The following is a 20,895-nucleotide window of genomic DNA, read 5'->3' on the forward strand; positions in this document are numbered from 1 at the left end:
CTACTAAAAATGCTCATAAAAATTAAAATAATGGGAAATTTATGAAAACAAATCAATCAAAAATTGCTAAGCAAGTAGGTATTGCGTTATCTGCATCTATTGCTTCTAGCGTGTTAATTGCGACACCGGCACTTGCACAAAATGCCAATGCAGAAGCCAGTGTTGAAAAAATAGCTGTTGTTGGTACTCGTGCAGCGCCACGCTCAATATCTGACTCACCCGTTCCTATCGACATTATCGGTGGAGAAGAGCTAGCAAAAGCTGGTAATACCGATATGCTAGAACTTTTAAAAGGTACTGTACCTTCTTTAAATGTTCATACAAACCCTATTTCTGATGCAGCAAGCTTAGTGCGTCCTGCTAACCTTCGTGGTTTACCCACTGACTCTACATTAGTGTTGTTAAATGGTAAGCGTCGTCACCGTTCTTCGGTCATTGCGTTCTTGGGTGGTGGTATCAATGATGGTGCACAAGGTCCAGACATTTCAGTGATTCCAAGCATTGCGATGAAGCAAGTAGAAGTATTACGCGACGGTGCCGCTGCGCAGTATGGTTCAGATGCGATCGCTGGCGTCATGAACTTTGTATTAAAAGATGATGCCGATGGCGGTAGCATTGTGGTTCGTTCTGGCGAGTATTATGAAGGTGATGGCGCTACTACTGAGGTTTCTGGTAACTTCGGAATGGCCTTAACTGACGATGGTTTTGCCAATATTTCTTTCCAGTATAAAAATGCGGATGCAACTAGTCGCTCTGTCCAACGTCCTGATGCTGCAGCATTTGGTCAAGCAGGTCTTAATGTAGCAAACCCTGCACAAATTTGGGGCTCACCTGAAGTTAAAGATGACATTTCAATCTTTGGTAACTTTGGTTTAGATCTAGGCAATGATCGTGAAGCATATATGTTCGCGAACTACTCAGAACGTGATATCCGTGGTGGTTTCTATTACCGTAACCCTCATACACGCGGTACTGTATATTCATTAGATGGTGGTGCCACTTTACTCGTGGGTGATTTAACACCTGATGATGGTGTAAGCTGTCCAGTTATTCCGATTACATCAGCCAACGTAACCACTCAACAAGACTACATTGATGGTGTAGCAAACGATCCTAACTGTTTCGCATTCAATGAAATGATCCCAGAAGGCTTCACCCCTAATTTTGGTGGTAACATTACTGATACTTCAATCACTATGGGGACTAAGGGTGAGTTCAAAGAAGGCGCACTAGCTGGCATCATGTATGACTTTTCAGGCTCTGTCGGTCGTAGTGAATCTGCATTCTTAATCTTCAACACAGTGAATGCATCATTAGGTCCAGATACTCCTCGTGACTTTGCACCAGGCAAATACATTCAACTAGAAAAGAACTTCAATGCTGATTTTGTAAAATTCGTCGATGCAGGTTTCTATGAAGAAGTATCCATTGCTTCTGGTTTAGAGTGGCATGAAGAATCATTTGAAGTTATTGCTGGTGACGAAGCATCATTTGCTGTTGGCCCATTAACATCTCAAGGTTTTGGTATCGGTTCAAATGGTTTCCCAGGTTTCCAACCGTCTGCAGCAGGTGTTTTCACTCGCCGTAACGCAGCCGCTTATATCGATGCAGAGTTACCGATTTCAGAAACGTTCTTAATGGGTGCTGCACTGCGTTATGAAAACTATGATTCGTTTGGTTCTACTACAAATTACAAGATTTCTGCTCAGTTAAATGCAACGGATGACTTGTCTTTCCGTAGTTCGATTTCTACAGGTTTCCGCGCGCCAACAGTTGGTCAAGCGAACGTGTCGAATGTACAAACGAACTTAGACGGTGGTGTATTAGTTGACTCAGCACTGTTACCACCAACAAACCCTATTTCAGCACAATTAGGGGGTACTGAACTCCAACCTGAAGAATCTGAATCATTTACATTAGGTGCAGTTTATACTATTGGTGATGTCTTCTTAACAGTGGATTATTACAATATTCAAGTATCTGACCGTATCTCTCAGTCTGATAAAATCAATCTTACAGATACTGATAGAACGGCGCTTCGTGCGGCTGGCGTTCCTAATGTCGATAGCTTGCAGCAAGTATCGTTCTTTACTAACGACTTCGATACAACAACGCAAGGTATCGATTTAGTTGCTAACTATACGACAGATTTATTTGACGGAAGCTCAGTATTTTCTCTTGCATATAACTGGAACGAAACCGAAGTTGATAAGTTTTCTGATATCACAGGTGCATTCAAAGTTAAGCGTATTGAAGAAGATCTTCCCAACCACCGTGCTACTGCTACTTGGGCACAAACTTGGGATAAAGTCAGCGTCTTCACACGCGCAAACTACTATGGCGAATATCAAGGTGTTCACGTAGATTGGGATGCAACTGCAGTTACAGCTGATGCTGTGGTTACGTTTGATGTTGATGTTAGCTATAACTTTGATGACAACATTGTACTGACTGTTGGTGCGCAAAATGTATTTGACCAAGAAGCTGAACGTATCCAGGTAACTGACTACGGTCGTTCACAAGGATTTACTGATGCAAGTACTTTTGGTGGTCAATATTATGAGACTTCACCAATGGGCTTTAACGGTGGTTTATACTACGTTAAATTAGCGTATAACTTCTAAAGCATCGTTGCTTAAATGTGATACTAACTTATCCCTCACCATTTTCTGCTGAGGGATAAACAAAAAGGGTCTGATAACGTTGTTATCAGACCCTTTTTTTAGATACCTAGAAAGTACAGAATGATTATCTTATTTGACCTGTGGTTCTGGTATGCGTACCCATCCTTCCATTAGAACACGGGCTGAACGACTCATAGTCACTTGTTCGACTTCCCATTTTGAGTCATTTTGAGTCGCTTTTGCGCCCACTTTTAATGTCCCAGAAGGATGCCCAAACGTAACATCAGTCAATTCACCACCACCGGCAGCTAGATTGACGATGGTACCAGGAATTGCAGCAGCAGTTCCGATTGCAACCGCCGCCGTACCCATCATAGCATGATGCAGTTTACCCATTGATAAAGCTCTTACGTGCAAATCAATTTGCTCCGCACTCACTGCAGCCCCACTAGATGTGGTATAGGACTTGGCCTCACTAACAAACGCAATTTTCGGAATATGCTGCGAAGTTTGCGCTGTTTCAATATCCGGGCTCAACCCCATGTGAACCGCACCATGTAAACGGATTTTTTCAAGGCGTGTTAATGCATTGACATCACCATTAATCGCTTCTTGTAATTCAGTCCCGGTATACCCTAAATCTTCCGCTCGGAAAAATAAAGTGGGTATTCCAGAGTTGATCATCGTTACCTCAAGTGGGGCTTCATCAGGTACAACAAGCGTATCGACTAACTGTCCCGTCGGAAAAACCGCTTCATCTGACTCCACAGGTGCGACAAATGCAATCGGTACTTCTGCAGCCGGAAACGTGACTCCATCTAACATAAAGTCACCGGTTTCTTGAACCTGTCCATTAGTAATAGGAACACTTGCTAAAATTGTTTTACCGATGTTTTGTTGCCAAATGCGGACTTCACAAACGCCATTTTCAGGAATACGTGCAGCATCGACTAAACCATTATTTATGGCAAAAGAACCAACTGCAGCGGTTAAATTGCCACAGTTACCACTCCAGTCTACGAAAGGCTTATCAATAGCAACTTGCCCGAACAAATAATCCACATCATGTCCGGCTTGGGTACTTTTGGATAAAATCACTGACTTACTGGTACTCGAGGTTGCACCACCCATACCATCAGTATGCTTAGCATAGGGATCAGGACTGCCAATGACGCGCAACAATACTTCATCGCGATAGCTACCCGGTACTTGAGCTGCAACTGGTAAATCATCTAATTTATAGAAAACACCCTTCGAAGTTCCGCCACGCATGTACGTGGCGGGAATTTTTATTTGGGGTGCATGCAGGCTGTGCGACTTGGTCTGCGCATTATCTGTTGCAGACAAAGTAACTTCTGAACTCATGCGACTTGTCCTTCTAGGAAATCTTGAGCAAAGCGTTGCAAGACACCACCAGCTTCATAGACACTTTGTTCTTCAGCAGTATCTAAGCGGCATTTAACCGGAATATCCACTGTTTCTCCGCTCGCACGTGTCATCGTCACAGTCAGCATTTGCCCCGCCGTTATAGCACCATTGACACTAAACGTCTCAGTCCCATCAATCGCATAAGTATGGCGCGTTTCCCCTGCAGTAAATTCTAATGGTAAGACGCCCATACCCACTAAATTAGTGCGGTGAATACGCTCAAAACCTTCAGCAATAATCACTTCCACCCCGGCTAAACGCACACCCTTTGCCGCCCAATCACGAGATGAACCTTGACCGTAGTCAGCACCTGCGACAATGACCAGAGGTTGCTTTCTTTGCATATATGTTTCAATCACTTCCCACATGCGATCCACTTTTCCTTCTGGCTCTAGACGAGCTAGTGAGCCTTGCTGAATATTACCTTGGGCATCGCGTACCATTTCATTGAGTAATTTGGGGTTGGCAAACGTTGCACGCTGTGTGGTTAAGTGGTCGCCACGGTGCGTTGCATAGGAATTGAAATCTTCTTCTGGCAATTTCATTTTAGCTAGATATTCACCTGCGGCACTGCTTGGCATAATCGCGTTAGATGGTGATAAATGGTCAGTCGTAATATTATCCCCAAGTACGGCTAGAGGACGCATGTTCTGCATCGTTCTAGGAGCCGCTAAAGCACCTTCCCAATACGGTGGTCGACGAATATAAGTCGACATTTCGCGCCAGTCATATAACGGATTATTATCCGCGCCATAATCGACGGTTAAATCAAACATAGGCGTGTAGACCTGCTTGAACATATCAGGTTTAACACTAGCTTTGATGACGGCTTCTACTTCAGCATCGTCTGGCCAAATATCCTTCAAATAAACAGGGTTACCTTCTTTATCCGTACCTAAAGCATCTTTTTCAATATCAAAACGCATTGAACCGGCAATTGCATAAGCCACAACCAATGGCGGTGATGCTAGGAAAGCCTGAGATGCATAAGGGTGAATACGACCATCAAAATTACGGTTACCAGACAAAACAGCTGTTGCATACAAATCGCGGTCGATAATTTCTTGTTGGATTGCAGGATCTAAAGCACCCGACATACCATTACAAGATGTACATGCGTAAGCCACAATACCAAAGCCAAGTTTTTCTAATTCAGGTAAAAGTCCTGCTTCTTCTAAGTACATTTTTACGACTTTAGAGCCTGGTGCCAATGATGATTTGACCCAAGGTTGACGGACTAAGCCTAGCTCATTGGCTTTTTTCGCTAACATACCAGCCATAATGACATTACGCGGATTTGAAGTGTTGGTACAGCTAGTGATTGCGGCAATGATAACGGCCCCATCAGGCATTTGCCCTTCTGTTTTCTCATAGGCTTTAGCAATACCGCGCTGTGCTAATTCACGCACAGGTAATTTAGCGTGAGGGTTAGATGGTCCAGCCATGTTCATTTCGACTGCCGATAAGTCAAAAGATAAAATACGTTCATATTCTGCGTCAACCATGCTATCAGCCCATAAACCAACGGTTTTCGCATACTCTTCAACTAACTTAACTTGTTCCGGTTCTCGGCCAGTCAATGTTAAATAATCGATGGTTTGTTCATCAATATAAAACATCGCTGCAGTGGCACCGTACTCAGGTGTCATATTAGAGATCGTGGCACGATCGCCTAACGATAGATGTTTTGTCCCTTCACCAAAGAATTCTAAATAAGCGCCGACAACACGTTCTTGACGTAAGAATTGAGTTAATGCTAAGACGATATCTGTGGAAGTAATTCCCGGTTGAGGCTTACCAGTAAATTCAACCCCGACAATATCAGGTAAACGCATATAGGAAGCACGACCTAACATCACGTTTTCTGCTTCTAGACCACCAACACCAATCGAAATAACACCAAGGGCATCGGTATGTGGTGTGTGTGAATCTGTCCCCACGCAGGTATCTGGAAACGCAACATTATCGCGTAACTGCACCACCGGCGACATTTTTTCCAAATTAATCTGGTGCATGATTCCGTTGCCGGGTGGGATGACATCTACATTTTTGAACGCTGTTTTGGTCCAGTTAATAAAATGGAAACGGTCTTCATTACGGCGCTCTTCAATCGCTCGGTTTTTCTCAAACGCTTCAGGGTCGTAACCACCATGCTCGACAGCCAAAGAGTGATCTACGATTAACTGTGTTGGAACGACTGGGTTTACTTTCGAGGGGTCACCACCTTTTTCAGCAATCGCATCCCGTAAACCCGCTAAATCGACAAGTGCCGTTTGGCCAAGAATATCATGACAGACGACGCGAGCAGGAAACCACGGAAAGTCTTTTTCACGTTTGCGGTAAATCAACTGTTCCAAAGAAACCTGAAGATTTTCAGGAGAACATTTGCGCACCAAGTTTTCCGCTAATACCTTTGAAGTGTAAGGGAGCTTAGCATAAGCGCTAGGTTCAATCGCATTGACTGCAGCTTCAGTATCAAAGTACTCAATTGTGCTGTCATTTAATAATTTTTTATACTCGGTGTTCATCTTAGCCACGCTCTGCAATTGGGTTAACTGAACGCGGTTCACTGCCAGTATAATCAGCACTTGGACGAATAATCCGATTATTATCACGCTGTTCCATCACGTGTGCAGCCCAACCAGTAAGACGGGAGCAAACAAATATCGGGGTAAATAATTTTGTGGGTATACCCATAAAGAAGTATGCAGAAGCATGGAAGAAATCGGCGTTACAGAATAATTTTTTGGTATCCCACATATATTCTTCACATGCCACAGAGATATCATACAAACTACTATCACCGTATTCTTCGGATAACAATTTAGACCATTTTTTGATGATTACGTTACGTGGATCGGATTCACGATAAATTGCGTGACCAAAGCCCATGATCTTTTCTTTGCGCTCTAACATGCCTGCCATTTGTATTTTGGCATCTTCTGGAGAGCTGAATTTCTGAATCATTTCCATCGCGGCTTCATTCGCACCACCGTGTAATGGACCACGTAAAGAACCAATTGCCCCCGTGATACAAGAAAACAGATCTGACAAGGTAGAAGCACACACGCGCGCCGTAAACGTAGAGGCATTAAATTCATGCTCAGCATATAAAATCAAGGATACGTCCATCACCTTACGGTGTAATTCAGACGGCGTTTTCCCCGTTAATAACGCTAGGAAATGCCCTCCGATAGAATCTTCTTCAGTGGTGCAGGCAATTTCGACTCCTTCATGCGAATAGCGATACCAGTAAGTCATAATCGCAGGAAATGCCGCTAATAAACGATTTGCAGCACGATTCTGATCAGCAAAATCGACTTCTGGTTCTAAATTCCCCAGGAAGCTAGCACCTGTTCGCATGACATCCATAGGGTGGGCATCTTTTGGAATTAATTTTAAAACCGATTTCAAGTCTTCTGGTAAATCTCGCATGCCTTTTAATTCAGCGATATAAGCATCTAATTGTGCTTGGTTAGGTAACTCACCATTAAATAGTAAGTAGGCAACTTCTTCAAAGGTAGCATTGTCTGCTAAATCAGATACATCATAACCACAGTAAGTTAAACCACTACCTGATTTACCTACTGTACATAATTTGGTTTCACCTGCAGATTGACCACGTAAACCTGCACCACTTAATTTTTTATCAGCCATTTTTTTCTCTCTTTGTAGGGTGAGTTAACCCTTAATGGGACTAACTCGAAATTTTATGATTCTCTACCTTGATTATGCATCCTTAGATGTAAGGTAAATATCCGTTTTATTTGTTTTTACCTTCTGCAAATAATGCATCAAGCTTTTGTTCATAGTCGTGATAACCCAGATAGTCATACAAATCCATACGTGTTTGCATGGTATCGACAACCGCTTTTTGGTCACCGTCATCGAGAATATGACGATAGACATTTTCAGCGGCTTTATTCATTGCACGAAAAGCAGATAAAGGATAAAGAACCATCGCTGCTCCCCACTCGCCTAACTGCTCACGATTCCAGAGTTCCGTTTGACCAAATTCAGTGATATTCGCCAAAATGGGGACATCTAAAGCTGCGCTAAATGCACGGTAATGTTCTTCAGTCTTGACTGCTTCTGCAAAAATCCCATCCGCTCCAGCTGCAACATATGCTTTAGCTCGTTCTATAGCTGCTTCGAGGCCTTCTTGAGCAAATGCGTCGGTACGTGCCATGATAAAGAAGTCTGGGTCAGTACGGGCATCTACTGCGGCCTTGATGCGATCGACCATCTCAGCAGTTGAAACAATTTCTTTATTGGGGCGATGACCACAACGTTTTTGCGCGACTTGGTCTTCCATGTGTACTGCGGCAGCACCCGCTTTTTCCATATCACGGATGGTTTTAGCAATATTAAATGCACCACCCCAACCAGTATCGATATCGACAAGCAACGGTAAATCACACGCAGAGGTAATGCGCTGTACATCCACAATCACATCATTTAGTGACGTCATACCGAGATCAGGTAAACCATAAGATGCATTGGCAACACCGCCACCCGAAAGATAAATAGCTTGGTGACCGATTTGTTTTGCCATCATCGCTGAATACGCGTTGATCGTACCAACGACCTGTAAAGGTTTGTTCGCAGCCAATGCTGCGCGGAATTTTTTACCTGGACTCATAAAGATTTCCTTGTGGTGTCTGTAGGGGTAAGAAGTTTGTTTTCGATATTATTTTTCGAATATAAGATGTGACGACGCATCAACATTTCTGCTAATTCTTCATCACGGTTTTGGATTGCTTGAGCAATATTGGTATGCTCAGCAAAAGCAGTTGTTACCCGAGGCCCAGCCATACCAAGCTGCACACGATACATGCGCACTAAGTGATAAATGCCTTCGGTTAATAATGTGATTAATTGGGTATTTTTACTACCCATTATAATGCGGTAATGAAAATCCACATCACCGGCTTCTTGGTAATAGGTTTTTTCTGACTCGACCGTCGTAAAGTGGGTATCGAGTAAAGCCATTAAATCCTTAATCTCTAGCTCTGTCATGTTTTTAGCAGCGAGCCTTGCAGCCATCCCCTCTAGAGATTCACGCACTTGATACAGTTCAATCAAGCCTTCAGGAGTTAACTCAACAACTCGTGCTCCGATGTTAGCTTTGCGCTCAACAATATGACAGGAGGTTAACCGATTGATTGCTTCACGAATAACTGCTCGGCTGACAGCGTATTTTGTCGACAACTCTGTTTCACTGAGTTTACTACCTGCAGGGATAAGACCTTCAACGATATCTTGGCGCAACTGGTAAAACGTCTTGTCAGCAGACGTTACTGCCATTGGGAATACTAAACTCATCATTCACTCGACTGATTACATTGTCGACAATATACGTCTTGTAATGTAAAAACTCAAGTGAATTAACTAGGATTGTCGACAATAGTCCTATAAAAAGTATTTCCAAATAGGCCTGGTTACAACCAAGAGGTAGAAAGTCAACGCCGGCATATATTTCTTTTTTGACCATAGGAACTTGGCTTGCCCATTTAAAAAAGGCGTCGCTAGGAAAGCATTCCCTAGCGCAATCGATTCTGCTTGATTAGCCGCTAATAGTTCTGCCTTTTCACTACCAGCCATAAACGCTCGGGGAGTGCCATTTCTGACCCATTCTTTGGCAATGGCTTGTGCGTCAGCAAGTAATTGCTCAGGCTTACTGATGCCTTGAATCAACCCTATCTGAACCGCTTCTTGGGCAGTAGGTACCCACCCTTCAGGCCCCATCATGCGCTCAGCATTATCGGCACCAATTAATTTGGGTAGATGAACCGATGAGCACCCTTCTGGAGGCACACCTAAACGTGCAAACGGCAATAAAAATGTTGCATTGGATGAGGCAATAATGTGATTGCACAAGGTGGCAGAAGTCACACTAGCCCCGATGGCAGGTCCGTTTATCGCAACCAAAATCGGTTTTGGGATGGCCAAAAACATATCAAACAACGCTTGATTCATCTCGGTGATGAGAGCTTTGAGTCGTTTTGGAGCCATCAGTTTGATCGTACTTGATAAATTCACACCAGCAGAAAAATAAGGGCCAGTACCTGTAAAAATAATCGCATGAACATGATCATTATCAGCAGCTTTGCTAAATGCCGCACGAAATGATTCCATCATAGGCAAGGTCCAGCCATTTAATTTGGCTGGTGTGTTCATGGTAATAGTCAACACTTGCTCATGGATGTGAGTCGTACAATATTTAGCTTGCTGTGCAGTCAATCCTAAATCGTTCATCAAAAACCCTTGGTATTTTATTGATATTGCATGATTGCTTTTAGCTCGGAAACATCAGTGATTAAGGTCTGATTAGGCAAATCAGCAAACGCTTTATCAACAAACTTAGTGCCACGTAGCTGAATATTCAAGCGAGCGGCCGTTGGATTTAACATCGTTTGTTGATAGAAGTCTTTGATGTCATCTAAAGTGACTTTTTCCACTGCAGCGATTAACTTGTCCTGGGTATCAAATGAGAATTTTTCTTGGTACCAATCAGCAATAAATGGCCCCACTTCATCAGAAAGATTTTTAGGTTGCTCTTTTAAGCTCACTAATGCTGCATTTTTTAGTTGGCCAAACAACTCAGGCGTCATTTCAGCTAACGCTTTAGCATACTCTGTTTTAAATGCCGCAAAACGCGCTTGCATGTCAGCCGGTCCTTTGACTGGAGTTTGAATATATAAACCTAAGCCAGTGTAATCATCGATAGCGGGTGCAAAACCACCTACTGCATATGCTAACTGCTCTTCGGTACGTAGCTTATCAAATGCAACTGTTCTGAAATGGCTTTGTAAAATTAACCCTTGAGCTCGCTGGGCCACTCCTTTTTGTGGATGCACATGCATATCAATCAGGGCGACATCAGCCACGTCTATATCTTTTTGATACACGAGAACCTCACCTGTTTGAGGAGCCCAACGTCCACTGCGCGCATACTCTGTCACAGTCCGCTGTTCTGGTAGGATAGCGCGTAATTTTGCAACCATAGCTTGGACATCAGCCTGAGCATAATTACCAAAAGCAAAAATCCGCACTTGGTTATTGGCTAATGTACTTTGCAGTACTTGTTGTAAATCACTCACAGTTAAGCTTTGTGCCGTCGCAATAAGATCCTCCTCGCTGTAAACTCCCGAACGAACGAGCTCTCGATATTTATTGATGACTTGATTAATCGGAAACGCTTTACCTGCATTGGTAATATTACGAACATAGCGGTCAACAGCCTGGGCAAACCCTTGTTCGGTGATATCAATCTCCAGTGCGGTTAGTGCATTTTCCAGCAATGCAGCTTGTTTATCTGTAAAACCGTTTAGCGTTAACTCAAAACCATTTAGGGCAGAAAAGCTCATATTCATGCCAGCAATACTGGCTTCAGTTGCCAAAGCAGCCGTCTGTAAATCATACAAATCAGCCCATATAGATAGCAGAACTTCATTTTTGATATTGCTGAGGTTATCAGGGTTGTTCACATAGATTTTAGCTAAACCTTTAGGCTGGTCAGGGAAGTCTTGACTCGCAAATTGCCAGACTTTGATGCCCGCTTCGTCAAACACAATCTTGGGTTGGGCTTTCAGCTCATCCGGCAAATCAAATACCTTAAAATTCTCTGGTAATAAGGTATTAACCTTTGGCAAATTCATTGCAATTTCACTTGGCTGCTGCCAAGTTGCTATCTCGGCATCCGTAATATCTACAATGCGATACTTACCATCATAAAAATGTAATTGACTATCGGTTTTTTCTTGTTGGCTAATATACCAAACCTTCAATGTCTCAGGAGTTAACTGTGCGAGTACATTATTTATCGCCTGTTCATCAAATTCTGCATAAGTAAAGCCAGCATTAATGGCATTAGTAAGAGGGTAATCTTGCATAGCCGCTGCTAAGTTTGAAACATACCCGAACTCATCCCCTTTTTCTAAAAAAGTGAATTGATTTTGTAAGGATGTACGGATCTCGTTAAAGTATTTTTGATCAACGCCTTCTTCGCGGATCAAATCGATATACTGCATCACCAGCGCCACAATTTCTTCACGGTGCTGCATCCCTAAATCCGTTAACTCTATGTTGACGTAAAAAGTGCCATAGTTACCATACTGGTTAGGTGCTGCTCCTGCGGTAAATGATGAAACCCAACCTTTATCACGCAAGAGTTGGGCTGGTGTACCTGGCATCTCAGAATATAACAAGTAGGCTAGATATTGATTTGGCTTCACAGCAAAATCAGCCATGTTGTTGCGAATAGTAAAATCTAAGTTCAACTGTTTGACGTCTTGGTTGGGCGCATAATGTACGCGTTTCCCCCCTACTTGTGATAAATCGAGTGTATCTGTCACATCGGGATCAGGAATGTTTTTATTGGGAATATCGGCAAAGTAATTGGTCGCTAACATTTTCATTTCAGCTAGGGGACGATTGGCGATCATCGCGACATTCATAATATTCGCAGAATAATATTGCTCAAAAAAGGCTACTGTTTCAGGGTGCAGTTTACTGTTTTCTTTATCGCCAAGAGTTTCTAAATTACCGATTAGAAAACGATTTGCCGGATGTTCTCCCATCATCTTTCGGGCAAGTTTAAATTGACCAAAAAAATCCATCTCTCGACGCATTGACCATTCAGCATTGACTGCATTAATTTCTTTTTCTGTATATTCAGGATAAAGTTTTGGGGCTTTGAAAAAATCAGAAAAACGATCTAATGCCTCAGGGAATGCATCGTTGTTAATCTTGAACATGTAATTGGTAATATCTAACCATGTATAAGCGTTATGTTGGCCACCATTTTGCGTCATAAACTCTGTATACTCATTCGTATCAGGGAATTTTTCAGTTCCCAGGAACAACATGTGTTCTAAGTAATGTGCCATACCTTGTTGGGTCATCGGGTCTTGTAACAAACCCACCCCTACACTTAACGCTGCAGCAGATTTTTCGACGCTTTCATCCGATACTAAAATGACATTAATACCATTTGGCAGGGTCATTGTTGCATATTCACGGTCATCGTTTGGACTCGTCACAAGCGTTTCTGGAACCAAAGAAGTTTGGGTGGTTACTGCCGTAGGCGTTTGACTACATGCACTCAAGCCCAGTAAGCTAATCACTAAGGCTGATACAGAGGCTAACTTCCATCTTGTAGGGATATTATTCTTCATTTGTCGCTCCTTTTCTTGCATCTTTATCGTCAGACGCTTATCTACAGACTTTCTAATAAGTCTGTTTAGTTCACATGTGCTACAAAATACACATATAACAAATAAGTAATGGTGTTCAATATTCAAACATCTATGACGATGCTCGAGAACTCACTTTGCTAAAAATATTTCGATTAACACAATAAAACCTGCACACAAAAAGGCAATGACAAAAACGTAAGAAAACATTTCAACATTCCCATCAAAAAGATGCACAGCGAGCAAGGTTGGATGGTATGATCATCTAAAAATTAATGCGTATACTACTTACCGGAGTCAGATATGAAACTCGTTTCGTGGAATGTAAATGGCGTGCGTGCCATAGTAAAAAAAGATTTTCTTAGTTCATTTGCCTCTTTGGATGCAGATGTATTGTGTTTGCAAGAAACCAAAGCGCAAGTAGAACAAGTGAAAGAAGCATTGGCAGACGTTGAGGGCTACCACATTTACGCAAACGAAGCTGTCAAAAAAGGGTACTCCGGTACAGCCATTATCTCTCGTCAAGAGCCTATTAGTGTAACGTATGACATCGGAATCGAAGAACACGATCAAGAAGGTCGAGTCATTACTGCGCAGTACGATGATTTTTATTTAGTGACGGTTTATACCCCTAATTCATCGAGTGGTCTAAAACGTTTGGACTATCGCGTGACTTGGGATGTCGCATTCTTAGCCTTTGTACAAGAATTAGAAAAAACCAAACCGGTTATTATCTGTGGCGATTTAAACGTTGCCCACAGGGATATAGATTTAGCTCGTCCAAAACCAAACTACAATAAAAGTCCTGGATACATGCAGGCTGAAATCGATGCGATTGATAATTTCACAGCAGCCGGATTTATTGATACGTTCCGTTTTAAAAAGCCTGAGGAGGTTAAATATTCATGGTGGAGTTACCGTGCTGGCGCAAGAGAAAAGAATGTTGGTTGGCGGATCGATTACTTTTTAACGTCAGCTAGCCTCAGTGGGCGAATAGCTGACGCTGAAATTCATAATGACTTATTTGGTTCTGACCATTGCCCAGTGAGTATTGAGCTGAGTTAAAAAAGCAGGCTACATTACTAAAAAAGGGTTTGGAGAAAACTCCAAACCCTTTTTATTTTATCTAAGTAAGTGCTTTTAAGCGTTCGCAAATCCATCTTGTAGTGGAGGAACAACTTGCTTCTTACGACTTAAAACGCCGTCTAACCATACTTCGTTATTTTCTACTGTAACACCATATGCGTCTGCGATAATTGTTTCATTATCCGAAGCGATTAACATTAAAGAACCTTCTTTCATAATGTCGGTCAATAACAGCATAACAGAATGACGCTTACCTTCTTCTTTTAACTTGATAATATCAGCAGCTAAATCTGCCTTAATCTCGTCAAAAACAGATAAATCGATCACTTCTAACTGACCAATGCCCACTAAGTTACCGTGCATATCAAAATCTTTAAAATCACGCATAACTAAGTCACGAGTAGGTGTTCCTTGAACCGCAGATTTCACCTTGAACATTTCCATACCAAGTGCTTTATAATCTTCAATTCCCGCAATTTCTGCCAATGCTTCAACACATTTAATATCAGCAGTAGTACAGGTCGGTGATTTAAAAATAACAGTATCAGATAGAATCGCGCACATCATAATACCTGCATAAGCAGGTGGAATGTCTACATTGTAAAAATCATACATCATCTTAACGATAGTATTACTACAACCAACTGGACGGATCCAACACTCTAGAGGTGTCGAAGTCGTTAAGTCACCTAATTTGTGATGGTCAACAACACCGACAACCGTAGCTTCGTCAATATCATCTGGGGCCTGTGTTTTTTCAGTATGATCAACAATATATACTTCTTCACCCGCATAGCTCATTTTCAACTCTGGTGCAGTAAAGCCAAACTTATCTAAAATGAATTGGGTTTCCGGTGAAACATCACCTAAACGAGTCGGGATAGCTTCTTCACCAATTTGATTTTTCAAATATGCGATCGCTAACGCACCACAAATCGAATCTGAATCAGGGATCTTGTGACCCACTACATACATTGCCATAAAAATACTCCAAAAAAATTTGTTTGTATTCTATATGGAAACGTGATTTATGCCAATAGTGCTGTGGTGGTAGGCCTGAGTTCCGGAAAGTGTTATAAACCGAGCGCCTAGAACAAGAAAAGGTTTAGCATGCTAGGAAAACAGAAAAAAAGACCTGGTCTAAGAAAATTAGACCAGGTCAAAATGGGGAAAAGGAGAACACTTAGAGTATTAACTAGATGACTTCCCCAAAGCATCTAGTTCGTGAATCAATTAATCTAATTTTAGGAGATAGTCAAAGGCGGCTAAGCTAGCTTTTGAACCTTCCCCCATCGCAATAATTATTTGTTTGTAAGGAACGGTTGTCACATCACCACAAGCAAATATACCAGGAGCAGACGTTTCACCTTTTTCATTAATGACGACTTCACCCCAAGGAGTTAATTCTACGACATCTTTCAGAATTTGTGAGTTTGGTACTAACCCGATTTGTACAAAGATACCTTCTAGTGCTTGCTGTTTAATCTCGCCAGTTGCTCTATCTTCAAACTCAATGGCAGAAACTTTGCCATCCGTCGCAATAATTTGCTTAGTAGCAGCATTTTTTACGATGCTAATGTTATCTCGCTTAGTTGCTTGATCAATCAAGACTTGGTCAGCTTTTAAATCTGGAGCAAATTCATAAACCGTCACTGATTTTACAATACCGGCTAAATCTAGCGCAGCTTCCACACCAGAATTACCACCGCCGATGACAGCTACATCCTTACCTTTGTAGAATGGGCCATCACAATGCGGACAATATGCAACACCATTACCAATGTTTTCTTTCTCACCTGGTACACCTAATTCTCTCCATTTTGCCCCTGTCGCGACGATGATAGATTTTGATTTGATCACTTCACCGGAGGATAAGGTTAATGACTTGATATCACCTTGTTCGATTTTTTCAACACGTAAGTGCTCTTTCAACGTCACTTCATAATCATTTAGATGCGTCATCATTGCCCCAGTTAATTCTGGGCCTGTCGTACTGGATACCGAAATAAGGTTTTCAATTCCCATGGTGTCCTTTACTTGTCCACCAAAACGATCAGCAATGACAGTAACTTTTAAGCCCTTACGTGCTGCATATATTGCTGCACTGACACCTGCTGGTCCTCCACCTAAAACAGTGACATCCTGAACGGGTAATTGGGCAGCTAAAGGATCAACTTTCTTGGTTTCTGGTGCTACTGCCATTAACTTTTCAACCAATTGGGCGGTATCAATCTTGCCGTTTGCAAAAATTTCACCATCCAAATAAACACTGGGTACGCCTTGGATGTTGTTTTCTTCAATTAATTTAGGGAATAAACCGCCATCGATCATTTCTGTAGTGATCAACGGATTAAGCAATGCGAATTGATTTAATGCCTGAACAACATCAGGACAGTTGTGGCAGCTCAAACTCACATATACGGTGAAATTTAACGGCTGAGTTACTCGTTTGACCATATCCTGAATGGTCTTATCTAATTTGATTTCTGTACCTGTTGCATGCAGTACCGCAAGGACTAAAGAATTAAACTCGTGTCCACTTGGGATCCCCGAGAAGATAACACCCGTTGGTTCGTTATTCACCAACAAAGTAAATGAAATAGGACTACGTAACTCTGGACGTTCAGCCTCTTTTACTGATATCAAATCAGAAGCTGTCGCGAATTTATTTAAAAAATCTAACAGTTCAGCACGCTTGCTATGTTCACCCTTTTGTAAAACAAATTGAAGAGGCGCATTCATATTCTGTGTGTACTGAGTTAATGCGTTAATAATATCTTGAGTAATCATGAGCGATTTCCTTTTTTACAGATGCACTGAACGAGATGAACGCCATTAGGCATCATCAAAAATTCATATTTTACTTGGGAATATAAGGGCTAGTGACCTAGCCCTTTATTCTTAAGGCATGGAGAATGTGTTAAATCACTCTGCAATACCTAAATTAACGTTTGGCTTAGATTTTACCAACTAAGTCTAAGCTTGGAGCAAGTGTCTTTTCGCCTTCTTCCCAAGCAGCTGGACATACTTCACCATCGTTATTCGCTACATACTGAGCAGCTTTAACTTTACGCAACATATCTTTAGCAGAACGACCAATACCCAAATCATGAATCTCTGCAACTTTGATAACACCTTCAGGGTTTACTAAGAAAGTACCACGTAATGCTTGACCAGCTTCTTCAATCATAATATCGAAACCACGAGTAATCGCACCAGTCGTATCACCTAACATCGGATAAGTTACTTTGCTGATTGCTTCAGAAGCTTCATGCCACGCTTTGTGTACGAAATGAGAATCTGTTGATACTGCGTATACTTCAACACCTAGTGCTTTTAGTTCTGGGTAGATATTTTGCATATCTTCAAGTTCTGTAGGACAAAATGTTATTACTGATTAACTGTTATATTTTATCTGTTGAAAAAGTGCATTTGTAAACTATAATTCAATGTAATTTTGATTAACTGTTGAGTTTTTGTGGTGGGAAGAAAGAATCTTTTTTCTAAAACAGATGTTAAAGAAGCATTTCAAGAAAAGAAAGAAGCCATCGTATATAACGGTATCGTTTCAAATCTATCAGATGATGGATTACCAATCTTGGTGCTACCTGAAGAAAACTTTGAACTGCCGATAACAGGTTATCAAAATCAAAACACTATTTTGATTCTTGATCATAAAGAGAAGATCAATATTAACGCTATTCCTGTAAAGCTAAGAAAGGGGAAGAAATCGCTAAACTGGTTTCATGAACATTATCATTTCTCTTCTAAGGACGCTGCTGTTTTACTTCGTGTGCTGTTGAAGGACTATCGAGAAGGTAACTTTAATAATTATAATAAGTTTTATGCATACGAATGGTTGTCTGTTTATCTCACTCAAAACAATGTCACACTGATCGAATTTTCACTCAATGATTATGACAGTATTCTTCAAGCTAAATTAGACAGTAAACTTTCTAGAGAGAGAATTGTTGCGATATCGAAACAGCTTAAAAATGCGATTAAGTTAATTCCACTAATATCGGACAGCGTAAAAGCTTCGATTCATTCATATATTATTACCAATGCTTTAGATAAACCTAAGGAAAGCCTTTCAGCGGAAGATCGCATAAAGAAAAGTAAATTGACTCATGACTATAGCGATTATGTGATGTTTCAGATTTATGCATATGTTAATGCATGTCTGTCAGAAATAAAGGAAGTTACAAATAGAGCAGATGAGCTACTGTATGGATTTGATGAACCTGACTTATTTACCCGTGAGGGATTAAAAAGGTATCGTGAATTAATAATCAATAATACTGCTGAGTCTCATGAGATAGCTTTTGAGATGGAGTTATTAGCTTATGTCAGGATTGAAAGTGCGCATAGCTTACTGATTAACGAACATCGACACAACTATGATATATCGAGCTTATCTAAAGATATATTGGCCTTCGAATATGAAAAAGCCTACAACAGTTTGCCATTAGATTTGAAAGAAAACCCTGATGTATCTTATTTATTAAACAACGTACTTCCAATTGCGATAGCTAATAATAAAGGGGCTAGAGATGGAATTAAATATTTTGGAGAAAAAAAAGCTTTTATAAAAATACACCAACTTTTGAATCGGCCTTTTCGAAATTGGTCTGAAGTTAAAAACTGGCATGAATCACTTGATGATTATAAAAACAGAATAGCAAATAAGTATTGTTGCAATTGGATATTTTATGGGAAACCAGACGATAAAAGTTACATTTTTAGCGGCAGACACAAAGGTATACATAATCTCTTATTAGGATTTACTACTCACTTCGACTACTTAATTATGCTTCTTCTGCTCTGTGAGTCAGGAAGAAACCGCGAAGTCGCATTAAATATTCCAGCATATGTAAACAACATATCAGTTTTAAAAATGTATGCACCGTTTGCTACTGAACCGTCTTGTTTGCTAACAGGCAAAAAAGTAAGAGGACATGTGAACCAAGGTGGAGCACAAGAGGAAAGTATTGAAATCCCAACTAATTCTGTTCTGTATGAATATTTAGAGCTATTTGAAAAAGCAAAAGCAAAATCGAACCCCAATAGGGAACTCTTTATAGGAAATGCTGATGAATTTCGGTCATCATGCATTGCATACGGAGAAAATTTTCGGATCAACTGTTACTTAAAAGATGAGAATGGCACATTACTAAATGAATTTGAGACAAGTAGGTTTAGAAAGGTATGGTCAGGTGAAATTCTTATTGAATATCTCGAAGGCATCAATACTAAAGATGATTTGATTAAAGCAATAGGAGAAGATCTAAGAAACACTATTCCTCTTACCTATTTACTTCAATCAAGTAAAACAGAAGGTATGCTTACCAGTGCCATAGTTGGTCTTCAACTAAAGTTCATCGAAAACTACCAGAAAATTGCAGCTCAACTTAAAACAAATGGCGAAACACCCAGCGGAGAAAGAGAGCAACGCTATTTATGTGATTGTTCGGACCCATACAATCCTGATCATAACGAAAGCTATAATACAGAATACTGCAATCAGTTTGATATGTGTTTAGGTTGTTCTAGAGCTGTTGTCTATGAAGAACACATTCCAAGAATAATTTATAGGTGCTTTCAATACGAGCAACTGTTGAAAAACAGCCCAGAACTATACAGCTCCCATTATGAAGTAAAACATAACCTTGCAAGGGAAGTCATCGAGCGATTTAAAAGCAAATCTAATAATGGGCAAGAAAAGCATAGCTTAGCTTTCAATCAAGCTGTACGGGCATGGGAAGACCCAGAAACACACCTTCTGCCACCAATTGTCCATCCAAAAATTAACATCGTAGAGATTAAATAATGCAAAATTTAGCAGAAGATATTTACTCAAGATCATCATTTTATACTTCCATAGACAATGAAGAGAAAGCGTTAATTGGTATTAATCAATGGAAAGCGATCAAATCAATTGAAGAAAAATATGAGCAGTACCCCATGACTAGGTTTGGTGGTGTTAATTTTTCAGATGATATATGGGGTACTGATAGAGTCGGAAGCTATATCAACTGGGGGAAAATGATGCTTCCAGACAATAGCAATTATCCACTCATTTTATTTTTTAAGATCCTAATATATCAGAGGGTTCAAGTTTTAAAATATAGCTCTAGTGATGCTGCTAAAGGTCTAGGCGCTGTAGTTAGGGCTTGGAGCGCACTTCTCGGCAGAGAGCATATATTGTGTGGCAAGCTTAATCAGCCTCTTGTACCTTCTGAAGTTATCAGTTCCGAAAAGCTACACTCCCTATGTGTCGAGATGATATCTATTGAAAAAAATGTTTCTCAAGAATATTTTAGAATTTGGAGTTGGATTGCTTCAACTAGTAAGAAAATATTCAAAGAATTACCTTTTGCACTGTTTAATATCAAAGTTCCTTGGTCAAAGATAAAGTCCACGACTGGCGAAATATCACCTCTTCAAAAATATATTAATGAGTTAATTGGCAGTGAAGCTACCAGAATTTCAATTCGTTCATATGCCCTCTCTGTCAGACTACCTGTCGCGTTTAAAATTTAACCACTATAGTTAATTTG

The 20,895-nt window shown here is 40.9% G+C and carries 13 protein-coding genes and 1 pseudogene; 4 read left to right on the plus strand and 10 right to left on the minus strand.

The window, feature by feature from the left end; translation table 11 throughout:
- Positions 1-41 precede the first annotated feature (41 nt).
- The gene (locus tag NLF92_RS10615; protein ID WP_254101685.1) at positions 42-2,624 is read left to right on the plus strand and encodes a TonB-dependent receptor plug domain-containing protein; all 2,583 of its coding nucleotides are present in this window, start codon (positions 42-44) and stop codon (positions 2,622-2,624) included.
- Positions 2,625-2,753: 129 nt separating this feature from the next.
- On the opposite strand, the gene prpF is transcribed toward NLF92_RS10615, so the two are convergent.
- From prpF to NLF92_RS10650, 7 genes are all read right to left on the minus strand, one after another.
- The gene (prpF, locus tag NLF92_RS10620; protein ID WP_284700416.1) at positions 2,754-3,989 is read right to left on the minus strand and encodes a 2-methylaconitate cis-trans isomerase PrpF; all 1,236 of its coding nucleotides are present in this window, start codon (positions 3,987-3,989) and stop codon (positions 2,754-2,756) included.
- Entirely contained in the window at positions 3,986-6,580 is a 2,595-nt protein-coding gene (gene acnD / locus NLF92_RS10625; protein ID WP_254101708.1) for a Fe/S-dependent 2-methylisocitrate dehydratase AcnD, read from the minus strand. Before acnD ends, prpF begins: the two co-directional genes overlap by 4 nt.
- 1 nt (position 6,581) lies before the next feature.
- Positions 6,582-7,709, minus strand: a complete 1,128-nt coding sequence (gene prpC / locus NLF92_RS10630; protein WP_254101687.1) for a bifunctional 2-methylcitrate synthase/citrate synthase — start codon at positions 7,707-7,709, stop codon at positions 6,582-6,584.
- Between the two features lie 106 nt (positions 7,710-7,815).
- Positions 7,816-8,694, minus strand: coding sequence for a methylisocitrate lyase (prpB, locus tag NLF92_RS10635; protein ID WP_254101689.1), 879 nt, complete (start codon positions 8,692-8,694; stop codon positions 7,816-7,818).
- Positions 8,691-9,377 (minus strand): GntR family transcriptional regulator, encoded by a 687-nt coding sequence (locus NLF92_RS10640; protein ID WP_254101710.1) that lies wholly within the window; start codon positions 9,375-9,377, stop codon positions 8,691-8,693. The genes prpB and NLF92_RS10640 overlap by 4 nt, the downstream gene beginning before the upstream one ends.
- An 87-nt stretch (positions 9,378-9,464) precedes the next feature.
- Positions 9,465-10,310: an enoyl-CoA hydratase/isomerase family protein gene (locus NLF92_RS10645; protein ID WP_254101690.1), complete on the minus strand. Its 846-nt coding sequence runs from the start codon at positions 10,308-10,310 to the stop codon at positions 9,465-9,467.
- Between the two features lie 17 nt (positions 10,311-10,327).
- Positions 10,328-13,231, minus strand: a complete 2,904-nt coding sequence (locus NLF92_RS10650; RefSeq protein WP_254101692.1) for an insulinase family protein — start codon at positions 13,229-13,231, stop codon at positions 10,328-10,330.
- Positions 13,232-13,552: 321 nt separating this feature from the next.
- Here NLF92_RS10650 and NLF92_RS10655 point away from each other — a divergent pair, with 321 nt between their 5' ends.
- On the plus strand, positions 13,553-14,314 hold the full coding sequence (locus tag NLF92_RS10655) for an exodeoxyribonuclease III (RefSeq protein WP_254101694.1): 762 nt from the start codon (positions 13,553-13,555) through the stop codon (positions 14,312-14,314).
- 75 nt (positions 14,315-14,389) lie between these two features.
- Here NLF92_RS10655 and NLF92_RS10660 read toward each other — a convergent pair whose 3' ends face one another.
- From NLF92_RS10660 to NLF92_RS10670, 3 genes and pseudogenes are all read right to left on the minus strand, one after another.
- Positions 14,390-15,316: a manganese-dependent inorganic pyrophosphatase gene (locus tag NLF92_RS10660; protein WP_254101696.1), complete on the minus strand. Its 927-nt coding sequence runs from the start codon at positions 15,314-15,316 to the stop codon at positions 14,390-14,392.
- 252 nt (positions 15,317-15,568) lie between these two features.
- Entirely contained in the window at positions 15,569-17,125 is a 1,557-nt protein-coding gene (ahpF, locus tag NLF92_RS10665; protein ID WP_254101698.1) for an alkyl hydroperoxide reductase subunit F, read from the minus strand.
- Between the two features lie 166 nt (positions 17,126-17,291).
- Positions 17,292-17,717, minus strand: a pseudogene (locus NLF92_RS10670) (redoxin domain-containing protein); the annotation flags it as partial.
- Positions 17,718-17,816: 99 nt separating this feature from the next.
- Here NLF92_RS10670 and NLF92_RS10675 point away from each other — a divergent pair.
- Together NLF92_RS10675 and NLF92_RS10680 are read left to right on the plus strand one after the other, a co-directional pair.
- The gene (locus NLF92_RS10675) at positions 17,817-20,165 is read left to right on the plus strand and encodes a hypothetical protein (protein ID WP_254101700.1); all 2,349 of its coding nucleotides are present in this window, start codon (positions 17,817-17,819) and stop codon (positions 20,163-20,165) included.
- Positions 20,165-20,878 (plus strand): hypothetical protein, encoded by a 714-nt coding sequence (locus NLF92_RS10680; protein WP_254101702.1) that lies wholly within the window; start codon positions 20,165-20,167, stop codon positions 20,876-20,878. Before NLF92_RS10675 ends, NLF92_RS10680 begins: the two co-directional genes overlap by 1 nt.
- The last annotated feature ends 17 nt before the right edge of the window (positions 20,879-20,895 follow it).

Origin of the sequence: Opacimonas viscosa, from assembly GCF_024199005.1 — a bacterium.
Lineage (GTDB): Bacteria > Pseudomonadota > Gammaproteobacteria > Enterobacterales > Alteromonadaceae > Opacimonas > Opacimonas viscosa.